Origin of the sequence: Alcanivorax sp. 24, assembly GCF_004360225.1 — a bacterium.
GTDB lineage: Bacteria > Pseudomonadota > Gammaproteobacteria > Pseudomonadales > Alcanivoracaceae > Alloalcanivorax > Alloalcanivorax xiamenensis.
The window spans coordinates 252600-269270 of the sequence record NZ_SNUA01000005.1; the positions used below are offsets into that span (position 1 = coordinate 252600).

At 63.8% G+C, this 16671-nt stretch carries 16 protein-coding genes and 1 other RNA gene; 6 read left to right on the forward strand and 11 right to left on the reverse strand.

Annotated elements, in window-relative coordinates:
- Nucleotide 1 precedes the first annotated feature (1 nt).
- The 11 genes from mraY to rsmI form a co-directional block, all read right to left on the reverse strand.
- The gene (mraY, locus tag E0L37_RS09390; RefSeq protein WP_133491481.1) at nucleotides 2-1084 is read right to left on the reverse strand and encodes a phospho-N-acetylmuramoyl-pentapeptide-transferase; all 1083 of its coding nucleotides are present in this window, start codon (nucleotides 1082-1084) and stop codon (nucleotides 2-4) included.
- Nucleotides 1085-2416, reverse strand: coding sequence for a UDP-N-acetylmuramoyl-tripeptide--D-alanyl-D-alanine ligase (murF, locus tag E0L37_RS09395; RefSeq protein ID WP_133491482.1), 1332 nt, complete (start codon nucleotides 2414-2416; stop codon nucleotides 1085-1087).
- Complete coding sequence (locus tag E0L37_RS09400) at nucleotides 2413-3885, reverse strand: UDP-N-acetylmuramoyl-L-alanyl-D-glutamate--2,6-diaminopimelate ligase (RefSeq protein ID WP_133491483.1); 1473 nt, start codon at nucleotides 3883-3885, stop codon at nucleotides 2413-2415. Before E0L37_RS09400 ends, murF begins: the two co-directional genes overlap by 4 nt.
- Complete coding sequence (locus tag E0L37_RS09405) at nucleotides 3882-5621, reverse strand: penicillin-binding protein 2 (RefSeq protein ID WP_240687447.1); 1740 nt, start codon at nucleotides 5619-5621, stop codon at nucleotides 3882-3884. The genes E0L37_RS09400 and E0L37_RS09405 overlap by 4 nt, the downstream gene beginning before the upstream one ends.
- Nucleotides 5618-5881 carry a cell division protein FtsL gene (gene ftsL, locus E0L37_RS09410; RefSeq protein ID WP_133491484.1) on the reverse strand — a complete coding sequence of 88 codons (264 nt, stop codon included), beginning with the start codon at nucleotides 5879-5881 and terminating at the stop codon, nucleotides 5618-5620. The genes E0L37_RS09405 and ftsL overlap by 4 nt, the downstream gene beginning before the upstream one ends.
- Entirely contained in the window at nucleotides 5881-6816 is a 936-nt protein-coding gene (gene rsmH, locus E0L37_RS09415; protein ID WP_133491485.1) for a 16S rRNA (cytosine(1402)-N(4))-methyltransferase RsmH, read from the reverse strand. Before rsmH ends, ftsL begins: the two co-directional genes overlap by 1 nt.
- 17 nt (nucleotides 6817-6833) lie before the next feature.
- Nucleotides 6834-7277 (reverse strand): division/cell wall cluster transcriptional repressor MraZ, encoded by a 444-nt coding sequence (gene mraZ, locus E0L37_RS09420; protein WP_063142472.1) that lies wholly within the window; start codon nucleotides 7275-7277, stop codon nucleotides 6834-6836.
- A 335-nt stretch (nucleotides 7278-7612) separates the two neighbouring features.
- Nucleotides 7613-8425: an MBL fold metallo-hydrolase gene (locus tag E0L37_RS09425; protein ID WP_133491486.1), complete on the reverse strand. Its 813-nt coding sequence runs from the start codon at nucleotides 8423-8425 to the stop codon at nucleotides 7613-7615.
- Nucleotides 8426-9055: 630 nt separating this feature from the next.
- Nucleotides 9056-9413: RNase P RNA component class A (gene rnpB, locus E0L37_RS09430), an RNA gene on the reverse strand.
- A 17-nt stretch (nucleotides 9414-9430) separates the two neighbouring features.
- Nucleotides 9431-9619, reverse strand: coding sequence for a hypothetical protein (locus tag E0L37_RS09435; RefSeq protein ID WP_133491487.1), 189 nt, complete (start codon nucleotides 9617-9619; stop codon nucleotides 9431-9433).
- A gap of 35 nt (nucleotides 9620-9654) precedes the next feature.
- On the reverse strand, nucleotides 9655-10509 hold the full coding sequence (gene rsmI, locus E0L37_RS09440; RefSeq protein ID WP_133491488.1) for a 16S rRNA (cytidine(1402)-2'-O)-methyltransferase: 855 nt from the start codon (nucleotides 10507-10509) through the stop codon (nucleotides 9655-9657).
- A 129-nt stretch (nucleotides 10510-10638) separates the two neighbouring features.
- On the opposite strand from rsmI, the gene E0L37_RS09445 reads away from it, so the two are divergent.
- From E0L37_RS09445 to E0L37_RS09470, 6 genes are all read left to right on the forward strand, one after another.
- On the forward strand, nucleotides 10639-12438 hold the full coding sequence (locus E0L37_RS09445) for a penicillin-binding protein activator (protein ID WP_133491489.1): 1800 nt from the start codon (nucleotides 10639-10641) through the stop codon (nucleotides 12436-12438).
- A 4-nt stretch (nucleotides 12439-12442) separates the two neighbouring features.
- Nucleotides 12443-12814, forward strand: coding sequence for a YraN family protein (locus tag E0L37_RS09450; RefSeq protein ID WP_133491490.1), 372 nt, complete (start codon nucleotides 12443-12445; stop codon nucleotides 12812-12814).
- On the forward strand, nucleotides 12811-13398 hold the full coding sequence (locus tag E0L37_RS09455; RefSeq protein ID WP_133491491.1) for a phosphoheptose isomerase: 588 nt from the start codon (nucleotides 12811-12813) through the stop codon (nucleotides 13396-13398). Before E0L37_RS09450 ends, E0L37_RS09455 begins: the two co-directional genes overlap by 4 nt.
- Nucleotides 13398-13967 carry a BON domain-containing protein gene (locus E0L37_RS09460; RefSeq protein ID WP_133491492.1) on the forward strand — a complete coding sequence of 190 codons (570 nt, stop codon included), beginning with the start codon at nucleotides 13398-13400 and terminating at the stop codon, nucleotides 13965-13967. Before E0L37_RS09455 ends, E0L37_RS09460 begins: the two co-directional genes overlap by 1 nt.
- 173 nt (nucleotides 13968-14140) lie before the next feature.
- Entirely contained in the window at nucleotides 14141-15700 is a 1560-nt protein-coding gene (locus tag E0L37_RS09465; RefSeq protein WP_133491493.1) for an AMP-binding protein, read from the forward strand.
- A gap of 142 nt (nucleotides 15701-15842) precedes the next feature.
- Complete coding sequence (locus E0L37_RS09470; protein WP_133491494.1) at nucleotides 15843-16628, forward strand: SDR family NAD(P)-dependent oxidoreductase; 786 nt, start codon at nucleotides 15843-15845, stop codon at nucleotides 16626-16628.
- Nucleotides 16629-16671: the final 43 nt, after the last annotated feature.

Below are 16671 nucleotides of genomic sequence, written 5' to 3' on the forward strand. Positions count from 1 at the left end.
CTTACCTCAGTTTCAGGGTCGCCAGACCCACCAGTACGAGCATTACGGTAATAATCCAGAACCGGACGATGATTTTCGGCTCCGGCCATCCCTTCAGTTCAAAGTGGTGGTGAATCGGTGCCATACGGAAAATGCGCCGGCCGGTGAGCTTGAACGACGCCACCTGCAGCATCACCGACACGGTCTCCATCACGAACACGCCACCCATGATGAACAGCACGATTTCCTGGCGGACGATCACCGCCATCACGCCGAGCACCGCGCCCAGAGCCAGCGCCCCCACATCGCCCATGAATACCTGGGCCGGATAGGCGTTGAACCAGAGAAAGCCCAGTCCCGCGCCACACAGACCAGCGACGATCACCACCAGTTCGCCGGCCCCGGCGATATAGGGGATCTGCAGATAGGTTGCGAACTCGGCGTGGCCGCTGGCGTAGGCGAAAATGCCCAGCGCCGCCGCCACCAGCACGGTGGGCATGATCGCCAGCCCGTCCAGGCCGTCGGTCAGGTTCACCGCGTTGGAGGTGCCGTTGATGACGAAGTAAGTCAGCACCACGTAGAACCAGCTCAGGTTGATGGCCACGTTCTTGAAGAACGGCACGATCAGTTGCGTTTCCGCCGGGCTCTGCGCGGTGAAGAACAGCACCAGTGCCGCGCCCAGTGCCCCCACCGATTGCCAAAAGTACTTCCAGCGCGCCGGCAGGCCGCGCGGGTTCTTTTCAATCACCTTGCGCCAATCGTCCACCCAGCCGACGGCACCGAACACCACCAGCACGCCCAGGGTCACCCAGACGTAGCGATTGGACAGGTCCGCCCACAGCAACGTCGCCACGGCGATGGAAACCAGAATCAGGCCGCCGCCCATGGTCGGCGTGCCAGCCTTGCTCAGATGGCTCTTCGGGCCATCGTCCCGGATCGCCTGACCGACCTGTTTTTCCTGCAGTTTGCGAATCATCACCGGCCCAATCCAGAACGCCAGGAACAGCGCGGTGAGCACCGCCATGATGGCGCGCAGGGTGATGTACTGGAAAACCAGGAATCCGCTGTACAGGCTCGATAGATTCTCCGCCAGCCAAAGCAGCATTTAGTGTCCCCCCTTGAGTTCTTCAAGCCGGTGCACCACAAGCTCCATGCGGGCAGTGCGTGAGCCTTTCACCAATACCGTGCCGCCGGCATCAAGAGCGGCGCCGGCGCGCGCGGCGGCGTCTTCATGGTCCGCCGCCGGAACAGCGCCTTCGCCGAAGCCCGCCGCGGCGGCTTCCGCTCCCGGCATAACGATCAAAAGATCCAGGTCCCGGGCCGCTTCCTCGCCCAGGGCACGCATGATCTCGTCGGCGCCGGGCCCCAATTCCCCCAAAGCCCCCAGCACCAGGGTTCGCGGCGCCGGCCGGTCGGCCAGCCAGCGCATCGCCGCCCGCACCGACCCGGGGTTGGCGTTGTAGGTGTCGTCCACCAACAGCCCGCCACCCAGCTTCTTCAGGTTCATCCGCCCCGGCACCGGACTCAGCGACTGCCAGCGGTCGATCACATCAGCCAACTCAATCCCCAGGGCACTGACCGCGCCCAGGGCAAGCAAGGCGTTCTGGATCTGATGGACGCCGGCCAGCGGCACCCGCACCGGCAACCCCTGAGGCATCAGCCGGAAACGGACTTCGCTGTCGTCCAGGACCACGCCCTCGGCACGCAACGCGCCGTCCGCGCCGCCGACACGAATCACGTTCAAGCCTTGATTGATGGCCTCCCCGGCGAAGAAGTCGGCGAAGCCATCGTCGTTGTTGATCACCGCGGCGGCGCCCGCCGCGCAGCCGGAGAAGATTTCCGCCTTGGCGCGGGCGATGCCCTCCATGGTGCCGAAGCCCTCCAGATGGGCGCCGGTCACATTGGTGATCAATACCACCCGGGGCCGTACCAACGAGCTGGTCCAGGCAATTTCGCCCGGCGCATTGGCGCCCAGTTCAATGACCGCCTGGCGCACCCGGTCATCGAACCTCAACAACGTCAACGGCACACCGATGTCGTTGTTGAGATTGCCCCGGGTCGCCAGGGTCCCTTCACCCAGCAGCGCGGCGATCATTTCCTTCACCGTGGTCTTGCCGGCGTTGCCGGTCACCGCCACCCGGGGAACCGGGAATCCGGCGGCGTAACCCGCGGCCAGCAGGCCCAGACCACGGCGCGAATCCGCCACCGTCACCTGGGACTCGAAAACGTCCTGATCCGCCTCCACCAGCGCGGCCACGGCGCCGGCATCGCGGGCCTGCTCCAGGAAGGCGTGGCCGTCGAAACGCTCGCCACGCAGCGCCACGAACAAAGCGCCGTCGGACAATTGCCGGGTATCGGTGGATACCGCGCTGATATTCCGGTCGGCGCCGCGCAACACGCCACCGGTCCATTCACTGATCCGCGACAGACGCATCATGCCTGTCCTCCCCGGCGCGCCAGCGCCGCCCGGGCCAGGGCCCGGTCGTCCATGGGATAACGATGTCCGGCCACTTCCTGATAACGCTCATGGCCTTTGCCCGCGATCAGCACCACATCCCCGGCCTCGGCTTCGGCAATGGCCCTGGCCACGGCTTCCGGCCGGTCGCTCAGACATAACGCGCCTTGCGGTTGGTTCATGCCAGCGCGGATCTGCTCGATGATGCCTTCCGGCGCCTCGTTGCGCGGGTTGTCACTGGTGAGCACCACGCGGTCGGCCAGTTTTTCCGCCACCGCGCCCATCAGCGGGCGCTTACCAGTGTCACGGTCACCGCCGCAACCCACCACGCACCACAGGCGGCCGGGGAAGTGGCCGCGAACGCCGCTCAGGGCCTTCTCCAGGCCGTCCGGCGTGTGGGCATAATCCACCACCACCACCGGCTGCCCCGGCTGGCACAGCGACTCCATCCGTCCCGGGACCGGCGTCAGCGCACCCAGTCCCTGACTCAACACGTCGTTGTTCCAGCCCAATCCGTGCAATACCCCGGCCACCGCCATTACATTGCTTAAATTAAAGTCGCCATAAAGCGGCAGGCGCAGGGACAGCGACTCGCCGCCCACGCTCAAGACCAGTTCCATGCCTTCCGGCAGGGCGCGGTGTTCCAGACAACGAACGGTGGCGCCGTCGGTGGATCCGAATGTCACGCAACGCACGCCGTCATCAAGGCTGGCCACCAGCGTGGAGGCCGCGTCGTCATCGCTATTGATCACCGCCATGGACAGACCCGGACGGGTGAACAAAGAGCGCTTGGCGTTCAGATAGGCGTCCATGCTGCCGTGGTAATCCAGGTGATCGCGGCTGAGATTGCTGAACACCGCGCAGGGCACCCGGGTATCCCCCAGACGCCCCTGGTCCAGAGCGTGGGAGGACACCTCCATGGCAACGTAATCCGCGCCTTTTTCCCGCAAACCGTGCAGCGCCGATTGCAGGGTGATCGGATCCGGCGTGGTGTGGCCGGTATCCTCCTCGCTCCCTTTGAGCCCCACGCCCAAGGTGCCGATCAGACCACAGCGATGGCCGACGGCATCCAGAGCGTCGCGCAGGAACCAGGTAATACTGGTTTTGCCATTGGTGCCGGTCACTCCGACGATGTTCAGTTGATTGGCGGGACAGCCGTAAAAACGGGCTGCCAGGGCGCCGACCTCACGGCCAAGCCCGGGAATTCCGATGCGTGGCACCGCGCCGCTCTGGTCAACGGTAAAGTCATCGCCTTCCTCCAGGATGGCCACGGCCCCGGCTTCGACGGCGGCGCCGATGTAACTGCGGCCATCGGTACGGAATCCGGGCACCGCCAGGAACACGTCGCCAGGACGGACCGCCCGGCTGTCCAGCCGCAGCGCCATAACCGGCAAGCCGGCCAGGTCGGCCGGCAATGCCAGATCGTTCAGCAAGTCGCCCAGGGTGATCATGTGCGCCCCTCCCCGTCCGGCTCGCCGGCGATCACGCCTTCCGGTTTGTCCGGCGGCACGTGCATGGCGCGCAGAGCGCCACCGACGATGGTGGAGAACACCGGCGCCGCCACCAGACCGCCGTAGTAGGCGCTTTGGTCCGGATCATCGATCACCACCACGGCGGCGATGCGCGGATCGGTGGCCGGCGCCAGACCGGCGAAAATGCCCTGATAGCGGTGTTCGGCGTAGCCGGTGGCGGTCAGCTTGTGCACCGTGCCGGTTTTGCCGGCCACCTGGTAACCGGGGATACGGGCCCGCCGGGCGGTACCCAGTTGACCCACCACGGTTTCCAGCATATCGACGATGGCATGGGCGGTGTCCGCGCCAATCACCCGCTCGCCCTGGGGCACCTCATCCACCTTGATCATGGACAGCGGCACGCGGCGCCCCTGATTGCCCAGGATGGCGTAGGCCTGCGCCAGCTGCAGGGCGGTCACGCTGACACCATAGCCATAAGACAACGCCGCCCGCTCCACATCGCGCCACTTGGCGCGGATCGGCAGCACCCCGCCGCTCTCGCCGGGGAAGCGTACACCGGTGGGCTGGCCGAACCCGAACCGCTCGAGCATGGCCGGCAGCACCTGCTGGTCCATGGAAAGCGCCAGTTTGCTGGTGCCGACGTTGGAGCTCTTGGTCAGCACCGTGGTCACATCGATGACGCCATAATCACGGTGATCGCGAATGGTTTTCGGCCCCACGCGCAGATAGCCCGGGTGGGTGTTGATGGCGGTGGCGGGGGTCACCATGCCCTGTTCCAGGGCCGCGGCCACGGTGAACGGTTTCACCGTGGAGCCGGGCTCGAACAGGTCGGTAACGGCCCGGTTGCGCAGGCTGGAAGTATTGATGCCCTTGCGGTTATTGGGGTTGTAGCCCGGTTGGTTGACCATGGCCAGCACCTCGCCACTCTTCACATCCAGCACCACCACCGAACCGCCAGTGGCGCCAAAGCGATGCACCGCGGACATCAGTTCCTTGTAGGCCAGATACTGCAACCGCAAATCCAGGCTCAGCGTGACGTCCTTGCCCGGACGCGCCGGTTCGATCAGCTCGATGTCCTGAATAACCCGCCCGAGCAGATCCCTCACCACTTTCTTGCGACCCGGGGCGCCGGTGAGCTGCTTGTCGAAGGCCAGTTCCACGCCTTCCTGGCCCTGCTCATCGATATTGGTGAAACCAACCACATGGCTGGTTACTTCACCGGCCGGGTAGTAACGGCGGTATTCAGTCAGCGAATAGATACCCGGTACACCCAGCGACAGCACCGATTCCGCCTGTTCCGGTGCCAGCCCCCGGGCCAGATAGATGAATTCGCGGCCGGAGTGTGCTTTCACGCGCCGGGCGAAATGCGCCCGGTCAATGATCGAGTTGCCGCTCAGCTTGGACCACTGCTGCTGATTCTCCATTGCTTCCTGGGGATTCGCCCACAGGGTCACCACCGGGGTGCTGACCGCCAACGGCCGGCCGTTGCGATCACGAATCACACCCCGATTGGCGGCCAGGGGCTCCACCCGCAGATTACGGATATCCCCCTGGTGCGCCAGAAAGTCGTGCTCGACCACCTGCAGATCCACCGCCCGCACCACCAGCACGCCGGCACACACCAACCAGAACGCCAGCACCAGGTGCCAGCGTCTGCCGGTCCAGCGCTTGCTGGCGACCGGTTTGCGTGTCGCTTTACGTTTGGTGGCGCTCATGGCCGTGTCAACACTCGCTCATCGGTGGTCGGGACTTTCATGCCCAGCTTTTCTCTGGCCAGGCTCTCCACCCGGGCATAACTGCCCCAGGTACTGTGTTCCAAAAGCAACTGCCCCCATTGGGTCTCCAGTTGCGCCTGGCGCCGCTGCAGCCGCTGACTCTCATCGGTCAGGCGACGCGCCTCGTGCACCGTATAACTGACGGCCAGTGCCGACCCCACTACCAGGATCAGCAACAGCCAATGCAGCCAGCGGGCCATCAGGCCACCCGCTCCGCCACGCGCAGCACCGCGCTGCGGGCGCGCGGGTTGTACCGCACTTCTTCCTCGTTGGCACGCCGGGCTTTACCCAGCGGTCGCAGCCGCTGTGGCGTTTCCTCACCCAGCGGCAATCCACCCCGCCCCCGGGGCGCCATGCCGGACTGGTCGCGAATAAACAGCTTCACCAGCCGGTCTTCCAAAGAATGGAAGCTGATAACGGCGAGACGCCCGCCGATGGCGAGCGTCTCGAGCGTTTGTGCCAGAGTCGCTTCCAGCGCCTCCAACTCCCTGTTGATGTGGATGCGCAGGGCCTGGAAGCTGCGCGTCGCCGGGTGCTTGCCCGGATCGCCCTTGCCCAGCACCGACTCGATCAGATCGGCCAGTTGCCGGGTGGTCCGCAACGGCGCCTCCTGGCGGCGCGCGACGATGGCGCGGGCAATACGCCGTGACTTGCGCTCCTCGCCGAAGCGATACAACACATCGGCGATGTCCTTTTCCTCGGCGCGGGCCAGCCAGTCGGCCACGCTTTCACCACTGCCCGGATCCATGCGCATGTCCAGAGGACCATCGCGCAGAAAACTGAACCCGCGACTGGCGTCGTCCAACTGCGGCGAGGACACGCCCAGGTCCAGCAACAGACCGTCAATCGGCCGCCCGGCCTGCCTCACCAGTTCCGGCAGACAGTCAAAACGGCCGGCATGGATACGGAACCGGGAATCTTCCGCCGCCAGTTGCTCACCGGTGGCCACCGCTTGCGGGTCACGGTCCACGCCGGTCAGACGCCCGGCGGGGGACAACAGCGACAACAGCGCGCGGCTGTGACCACCGCGGCCAAAAGTGCCGTCCACATAGAAGCCGTCGTCCCGCGTGAACCACATTCCCAGTACCTCCTCCAGCATCACCGGCTGGTGTGCGTACTGCTTCCCGTTGTTCATGCCATGACCTCTCGGCGTCAGAACGACAGAGCCTGCACGCTCTCGGGCATGGCTTCCTGGTCCAGGTTCTGCTGTTCGAGTTCGTTCCAGGTGTCCTCGGCCCAGATTTCAAAGCGGTGCAGCAGACCCACCAACATGGCGCGCTTCTCCAGCCCGACCACGTCCCGCAGCTCCGGCGGCACCAGCAGACGGCCGTTGCCGTCCATGTCCATTTCCACCGCCTGACCAAGGAACCGGCGTTTCAATGCGCGGACCTGGGCATGGGCATCACTCTGCGCGGCCACCTGGCGGGCGATCTCGCGCCACTCGGGAAACGGATACATCACCAGACAGGCGTCATAGGGGTGCTGAGTAAGCACAACGCGTCCACCGCAAGCGCTGTTCAGCGGCTCACGGTAGCGCGTCGGCACGGTCAGCCGACCTTTTGCATCCAGATTGAGCGCGGTACGCCCATTGAACACTGGCCTTCCCCTTTGATGTCGGCCCTTTCTATGTCGAAGCATCGGGAGCGGTCATCCGTCCCACTTCGCCACACCGGATGAAGCCTTTTTCCCACTTCATCCCACTTTTCACCACATTGCGACACTCTATGGCCAGCGCTTTTCTCAAGTCAAGTTTCACGACATTGGTGAATGTAAAAGAAATTCCTTGAAAATCAGTTTGTTAGCTGTGTCACACTGAAAGGGGAATAAAGGAGGGGAAATTGGTTCTGAAACTAATCAGACAGCTGCGCCGTGGAGCTGAGAAAGCACTTTAAGTGTTAGATCGTTTTAAAATATAAAAAATAAATTAAATTCTATTTAGTTCTATTTGGGTGAGCGCCAACTCTCTCGGGAAGCCGGTAATGCTCCATCCCCATCAAATCAGGGCCACATTCCAACCGTTCCAGCCAATCCAGAAAGCGCCCAATGATGACCGGAGAGGCAAAATAGCCTCCGTGCTGCGGCACGATCATTGCCGGATTCAGCTCCCGCACCATGCGCACCCAGTAGCGGCAAGCACGATTGCCAGCCATATAGCGACGGTGAAAGCCGGCCATGGCGGGAATGTGGTCCTCGAAACGGCGCACCTCGCCTTCCTCTCCGCCCAGGGAGGCGCCGATGTCCCCGGAAAACAGGATGCGGCTGACCGGATCGTAAAAGCTGAAATTGCCCACCGAATGCAGGAAGTGGGCGGGCAAGGCCCACAGCTCCGAATCCGCGAACGGCAACACCGCCCCCTTATCCGGCAGCGCCAGAATCCGCTCCTGCCACTGCTCCCCCACCCGCGAGGTAACAAAGGTGGACGCCAGGTGGGGCAGAAACCGCGACCATAACCGGGACACCGCTACCTTGCAGTGCGAATGCAACATCCAGCGCGGCAGCGAGGCGATGATATCCGGGTCCTGGTGGGACGCCAGAATATAGGTGAGGTCACGCAGGTTGAGATGGCGGCTCAATTCGATGGTCAGAGGGGTATAGGTAAGATCGCCGCCGGGATCAATCAGCGCGCCCTGCTCGCCGTGGCGAATGGCGAACTGATTGGCCTGCACGCCTTCACCCTGGACCAGATCATGAAATCTGGCCACCACGTGATCCCCCTGCTGGAACAGAATATCCGCCCGCGTCATCGCGCCCCCTTGATGCAAGTCAAGTATTTTGCATAGATGGCGGCGAGACATTCTTGACCCACATCAAGACCCGCCCAGGACAGGGTCTGACTAGTGGTCATAAAAAACGCCGGGAACCATTAGTGTCCCACCATCCGCTGGCACGCTGACACGCAACACGCCGGCACGCCAAACCCAAGGCCCGCTTACCGGCCTTGGGGACACCAATTCAAAGCAACCCCGTCATGCCGGACTTGATCCGGCATCTCCTTCCACGAAGCCATGCGCCTTGTAGAGGAGATCCCGGGCCACACAACGGTGCTTAAAGCACCATTTGGACGCCCCACAGGGCGCCCCGAAGGGGGAGTTCAATGGTCTTAAGCCATGGAACGCTCCACCCCGGGATGCCCGAGTGGTTTCAAAGCGTGTTGGCGTGCCAGCGTGTTGCACGTTAGCGGTCCGTTCCAGCGTCCTGCCTCACACAGTCATGGACACCTCGGAGAACCCGCAAGACCCTCGGTCACAGTCAACCGAAGGACTCTTTTTTCTTTTCACTGCCGTTGATTCGAAGCTGGGCATTCCAGAGATTGAGGAGTGTCGCCAGAAAAGGGAAAGGAAGACTTCCCGCTATTCCGCGATAAGCCAAAGAATAAGGTGGGCCGGTCGATAAGCCGGGTTCTGTCGTGGGCAGCCATTCATCTGGGATCCCCGTCACCGAGGACCTCTAGCGACCTACCCGGATCCAGCGCGGGCCACGCCATCGGATCCCTATTTGGTCTTGCTCCGGGTGGGGTTTACCCTGCCACCGCTGTTACCAGCGGCGCGGTGCGCTCTTACCGCACCTTTTCACCCTTACCCGTCCCCGAAGGAACAGGCGGTATCTTTTCTGCGGCACTGGCCGTAGCCACACCGTCACCAGTGTGACCCCCAGGCGTTACCTGGCACCCTGCCCTGTGGAGCCCGGACTTTCCTCCAGCGGTTTCCCGCCAGCGGCTGCCTGACCGACCCGGGCGCAGCATAATGGATTCAGTTGACAGTTGATAGTGGACAGTTGACAGCGGAAAACAAAAAAAACAGGAGATCTTTAGCCGCTGTGGGAAGCTTGCTTGCAAGCGAATAGGGTTCGCTCAGGCGCTTGGCGACATTCGCTTGCAAGCAAGCTTCCCACAGAAAAGGCATGAATCGACTTTGTTGATACGCAAATGAATTTTGCATCTTCGCATCTCCTTTCCGCTGTCAACTGCCCACTATCAACTGTCAATTGTCTCCAAGTAACTGTACAGCGCCTGCCGCTTGAGCCCGGTATGGGCGGCCAGCACGCGGGCGGCGCGGGACAGTGGCAATTCTTCCAGAAGTGCCCGGGCCAGGGCCCGGTCCTGTTCGCTGAGCAGGTCACTTTGCAGCGCCGGACCCAGCACCAGCACCAGTTCCCCGCGCTGCTGGTCCTTGTCGGCACGCACCCATTCCAGCACCTCCGCGACCGGTCCCCGGCGTACCGTTTCGAAGCGTTTGGTCAGCTCCCGGCACAGGGTCAGTTCCCGCTCCGGCGCCACTTTTGGCGCCAGCGCCTCAAGCAGGGACAGCACCCGATGAGGCGCTTCATAGATGATGGTCGTCAGGTCCGCGGCGGCCAGCCGTTCCAAAACCCGTTCCCGGGCGGCGCCCTTGGCCGGTGGAAAACCTTCAAACAAAAAGCGATCGCTGGGCTGGCCGGCCACCGCCAGCGCCGCCAGCAACGCCGAAGCTCCGGGAATCGGCACCACCATCACCCCCGCATCCTGGCAAGCCCGCACCAGACGGTAGCCCGGATCACTGACCAGCGGCGTGCCGGCATCGCTGATCAATGCTCCGTTTTCACCATCGGCCAGCCGCGCCACCAGATCCGGAGTGCGCTGCTGTTCATTGTGGTCGTGGCAGCTGATCAGGCGAGCGGAGATTCCCAATTGCTGCATCAGCCCCTGGCTATGCCGGGTGTCCTCGGCGGCCACCCAATCCACTTCCTGTAACACCTGGATGGCGCGCCGGGAAATATCGTCCAGATTACCGATCGGTGTGCTGACTACGTAGAGGCAGCCCGCGTCGGCGGCGTCGGAGGGTCGGGTCATTTTACGTGCTCTGTCTCACTGATAGGGCAAGAGAGGGGGCGCGCAGCGCCGCCAGGGGTTATTCGCGAGTCGGAAAGTGCCTACAATACCGGCTCCATTCCCGCAGTAGCAAAGGGTTATCCCATCGTCATGGAATTGAGACCGATCAGATGGGCCGCGTTGCTGGTGATTCTCACCATCACCGGCTGCGCCCAGACACCAGGGGCATATCAACGCAGCGGCACCCCCGCCATGGACACGGCTCCCGCCCGTGAAGCCCCCTCCAGCACCGAGACCGCCAGGCAGCGCCTTGGTGATCTGGCGGATCCGGCGCGGACCGACACCGCCCTTTCCTGGGCCAGCTATTATCTGGTCAACGACCGGGCCCAGGAGGCCAGCGACGTGCTGGACCTGGTGCGCGGCGGCGCCCAGAGCATGGATCAGCGTTTCCGCTGGTTGCAGTTGAGCGCCCAGGCCCTGCTCGGCCAGCGCCAACCACAACAGGCGCTGGATCTGCTCGACAGCTACCAGGGGGATATCCGTTCCATGCCCGCGGATCAGCAGGCACGTCTTGCTTTGCTGCACGCGGACGCCCTCGCTCTCAACGACAATCTGATGGAAAGCCTCAAGGAGCGAGTGGAAATCCAGCCGCGTCTGGGGCGTTCCGACCGCGCCTACAACCAGGACATGACCTGGCAGGCGCTGCTGCGTGTACCACGCAATCAATTGCAGCAGGAAGCCGAAGGCGCCAGCGGTGATCTGCTCGGCTGGCTGGAACTGGCGGACATCTACCGCGACGCCCAGGCCGGTCTCGACGATCAGGTGGCGCGAATGAATGACTGGCAGCAACGCTGGCCACGGCACCCGGCCCAGGCGCGGTTGCCCGAGACGCTCAACGCCATGCGCAGCGCCGCGCAGGAACGGCCGGCCCGGGTCGCGGTTCTGCTGCCGGAAAGCGGCCCTCTCTCCTATGCCGGCAACGCGCTCCATGATGGCCTCATGGCCGGCTATTACCTGGCCCGGGACAATGGCGACTACACCCCCGAGCTACGTTTCTACGATACCGCCGACGCCAATGCCGCCCAGGTCTATCAGCAGGCGGTGATGGACGGCGCGCAATTCGTGATCGGTCCGCTGGCCAAGGACCAGGTGGCCGCCATCGATGCGCTCGGCACTCCGCCGGTTCCCACTCTGGCGCTGAACTACCTGGACGATGGCGGCAGCGGCCTGTATCAGTTCGGCCTGGCGCCGGAAGACGAAGCGCGCCAGGTGGCCCGCGACGGTTACGCCGCCGGCGCGGTGAGAGCGGGCGTGCTCTACCCCAACTCGGAGTGGGGCTACCGCGTCGCCGAAGCGTTCACTGATGCCTGGCAGTCACAAGGTGGCTCCATCGTGGTCAGCCGCACCTACGCCGATGACGACATCGGCGGCTCGGTGAAAGCGTTTCTCGGCGAGGCCCGCGGCAATCTCGGTTCCAGCGGCGGCAAGGAATTCCGTCCCCGTGGCCCGGAGGACATGGCGTTTGTGTTCCTGGTCGCCAACGCCGACCAGGGGCGTCAGGTCAAACCGGCCCTGAACTACCACTACGCCCGCTATCTTCCGGTGCACAGTACCTCCTATATTTACGGCGGTATCCCCGACCCGCGCCGCGACCAGGATCTGGACCGGGTCCAGTTCGTGGACATGCCCTGGGTGTTGAATCCGGACCAGCGTCTCGAGGAGATGGCCACGGCGAACTGGCCGGATGGCCACGGCCGCTACACCCGCCTGTTCGCCATGGGCGTGGACGCCTTCCGTCTGCAAGCCCGGCTGCCCATGCTGAACAGCGCGCCAGGCAGCACCCTGTCCGGCGCCACCGGCGTGCTGCATCTGGACGGCCAGCGCGTGGTGCGCGAACTGCAGTGGGCCACGTTCAAAGGGGGCCTGCCCAGCCCACTGCTGACGCCCTGATCCGGTGCTTGGCGCCAGGCGCGGTCAACGGGCGGAGTGGCAGGCCCTGCGCTGGTTGCGGGCGCGGGGTCTGCGCCCGGTAGCGCGGAACTACCGTTGCCGCCAGGGCGAAGTGGATCTGATCATGACCGACCACGACACTTTGGTCTTCATTGAGGTACGCTGGCGCAGCCGCCGCGACTACGGTGGCGCGCTGGCCTCGGTGACCCGCGCCAAACAACGGCGGCTGCACGTCGCCGCCCGTCATTTTCTGGCTCATAATGCCCGCTGGGGCTCCCATCCCTGCCGTTTCGACGTGCTCGGGCTGGAACCGGATGGTGACGGAGAGGTCCGTTACCAATGGGTGCAAAACGCTTTTTACGGAGAAGAAAGATGAGTGTGGATCGCATCAGGCAACTGTTCGCCGAAAGTCTGGAAACCAAGGCGAAAGCCGGGGAAGTGCTCCCCGAGGTGATCGCCATGGCCGGCCAGGTGATGGTGGAGTGCTTGCTCAACGGCGGCAAGATTCTCAGTTGCGGTAACGGCGGTTCCGCCGGCGATGCCCAGCACTTCTCCTCCGAGCTGCTCAACCGCTTCGAAATGGAACGCCCGGCGCTGCCAGCGGTGGCGTTGACCACCGATTCCTCCACCCTGACCTCCATCGCCAACGATTACAGCTACAACGAGATCTTCTCCAAGCAGGTGCGCGCGCTTGGCAACAGCGGCGACGTGCTGTTGGCGATCTCCACCAGCGGCAATTCCGCCAACGTGATCCAGGCGATCCAGGCGGCCCACGACCGTGACATGAAAGTGGTGGCGATGACCGGCCGGGAAGGCGGCGAGATGGTGAACCTGTACGGCCCCCAGGACATCGAGATCCGGGTGCCGGCGCACTCCACCGCCCGTATTCAGGAAGTGCACCTGCTGGTGATCCACGCCCTGTGTGACTTTATTGACCAACAGCTGTTCGGAGGAGCCTGATGCGCGTCACGGGTTTGATCGTGTTGTTGGCCACCCTGCTCACCGCGGGCTGCACCAGCATGACCAAGAACATGTCCGAGGAACCGGTGGATCAGGATCACGGCTCCCGCACCTTCGGGGCGTTCATCGAGGACGGCAACATCGAGCGCAAGGTGAAGATCAATCTGGCCCGCACCAGCGCCGATCTGGACGAATCCCACATTGTCGTGGTCAGTTTCAACGGCAATTTGCTGCTGGCCGGCCAGGTGGCCAGCGAATCCCTGAAAACCCAGGCGGAAAACATCGCCCGCGACGTGCGCCATGTGCGCAACGTTCATAATGAGCTGCGCGTGGCCGGCAACAACTCCGCCATGGCCCGCACCAACGACGCCTGGCTCACCACCAAGGTAAAAAGCCGTCTGGTGCTGAGCGGTGATACCCCCGGCATGCGCACCAAGGTGGTCACCGAAAACGGCGTGGTTTACCTGATGGGGCTGCTTACCCACCAGGAAGCCGACATGGCCGTGCAGAAAGTTCAGAAAGTCGGCGGCGTGCAGAAGATCGTCAAGATCATCGAATACATCGACTAACCGATCCGGGGCGGTGCCACCACCGCCTCCCCCTTCCAAACTCAGTCAAGATTATTGACCGACGCTTCGTCGGTTCCGACGATGCTCACCCGCCGCCACCCTCGCTAACGTAATACACCGACCGATCCGGCTCTCCGCCCGCCACCCGACAACGACAACAACCAGGTGCCTCCATGACCGTCCCGTTGATGACGCTGAAATCCCTGTACACCGGTGCTCTGGCCCGTTTCGCGGACCGCCGCGCGCTGACCATGGAGGGCCGCGACCTCAGTTATGCCGAGTTGCAGCGCGGCAGCTTTCAGGTCGGCAACGCCCTCATCGAGGTCGGCGTCACTCCGGGCACCCGGGTGGCGCTCGCCATGGCCAACTGCCTGGAGTTCGCGGTGGCGGCCCAGGGGGTGATTCAGGCCGGCGCCACGCGGGTGGCGCTGAACAGCATGCTCAGCGACGATGAGGTGCTCTATATTCTGGCCGACTCCAACACCCGGGTGGCCATTGTCGATGCCCAACGTTTCGAGCTGCTCTCCCGTCACCGTGATCGCTTGCCGGAACTGGAGCAGGTAATCGCACTTGGCCCAGCGAGGGACTGCCCGGAAGGCATGATCCCTTGGGACCACTTCCTCGCCTCCGGCAAACCGGAGTACACCGACGTCAAAGTAACACCGGATGATCTGGCCTTCATTCCCTACACCGGCGGCACCACCGGCAAACCCAAGGGGGTCCTGCACAGCCAGAAGAACATTTACCTGAATCTGCTTTCCCACCAGATGGAGCTGGCACTGCGAGATGACGAGCGCTTCCTGCTCACCTCCCCTCTGCCTCATGCCGCCGGCAGTATTCTGATGGCCGGGCTGCTGAAAGGCGCCACCCATTACATCGAGCCCGGCTTCGATCCGGCCACCGTGATTCGCCGCATCAGCGAGGACAAGGTCACTCTCACCTTCATGGTGCCCACCATGATTTATCGGCTGCTGGACTGGCTGGAGGCCAATCCGGAGCCCCGTCCGGATCTGAGTTCGTTGCGCACCATGCTCTACGGCGCCGCCCCGATCACCGCGGAGCGTCTGACTCAGGGGCTGGAAACCTTCGGTCCGGTGTTCGTGCAATTGTACGGCCAGTCGGAAGCCCCCAACTTCATCACCCGGTTGCGCCGGGAGGATCACAACCCGGCCCATCCGGAGCGGCTGCTCAGTTGCGGCCAGGCCGCGACCATGAGTCAGGTCCGCATCGTCAACGACAAAGGCGAAACGGTGCCGGCGGGAGAAAGCGGTGAAGTGGCGGCCCGCACACCATACAACATGCTCGGTTATCACGGCCTGCCGGAGAAAAGCGCCGAAACGCTGGTGGACGGCTGGCTGCACACCGGTGACATCGGACGGATGGACGCGGACGGGTATCTGTACCTGCTGGACCGCAAGAACGACATGATCATCAGCGGCGGCATGAACGTGTACACCTCGGAGGTGGAGAACGCGATCCAGCCGTATCCCGGTGTTGGCCAGGTGGCGGTGGTGGGCCTGCCCGATTCGGATTGGGGCGAGGCGGTCACCGCGTTCGTGGTCCCCGATACCAGCGCGCCGCTGGATCTTCAGGCGCTGCTGAGCCACTGCAAAGCGGCCCTGTCCAAATACAAGGTCCCCAAGCAGATCCATCTGGTCGACAGCCTGCCGCTCACCGCCTACGGCAAACTGGACAAGAAAGCCCTTCGCCAGCAATGGGCGGCCGATTCCTAGCGCCTGTTCACACCGTGAGCGCTGTATTCGCGAGTAAGCTCGCTTCCCACAAAGGGAACCGCGGAACCGCTGTGGGAAGCTGCCTTGGCAGCGAATTGGCGTGTAGCGCAAACATCGTGAAACCTGCAAGAGAGGTCCAAGCATGAGCAGCCTCACCGAATTGAGCCGCTCTCTGAACGGTGCCCGGGTCCTGGTGACCGGTGGCGCCAGCGGCATGGGACGGGCCACCGCCCGGGTTTTCGCCAGCGAGGGGGCACGGGTGGCCATCACCGATCGCGATCAGGAGGGCGCCGGGCAAGTGGCCAAGGCGATTCAAGACGCCGGTTTCCAGGCACGAAGCTGGGCCCTGGACGTGAGCGACGCCGCCGCGATCGAAGCGATTACCGCCGAGGTGGCTGAAGCCTTCGGCGGCCTGGACATTCTCATCAACAATGCCGGGGTCTCCGGCTTCACCGCCATCTCGTCCCCAGCGGACGACTACGAAGTCACCTGGCACACCTGTCTGTCGATTCTGCTGACCGCGCAGCAGCGGCTGGTGCGTGCCGCCCTGCCCCACCTGCGGCGCTCGGAGCATCCCCGCATCGTCAATATCGCCTCCACCGAAGCCCTCGGCGCCACCGCCGAGAACAGCGCCTATGCGGCGGCCAAGGCCGGCGTCACCGGCCTCACCCGCGCCCTGGCGGTGGAGCTGGGCAAGGAAGGGATCACCGTGAACTGCATCTGCCCCGGCCCCATCGACACCGGCATGACCGCGCGGATCGCGGACGAGCACAAGGCCATTTTCGCCAGACGGCGCACCGCCTTGCGCCGTTATGGCGCCCCGGAAGAAGTGGCGCACATGACCGCCAGCCTGTGCCTGCCGGCGGCGTCCTACATCACCGGCGCGGTGATTCCGGTGGACGGTGGCCTGATGGCGCGCAACGCGTGATGGGCACGGTTGCTTATTCCGTTGACCACGCCGACCATGCTGA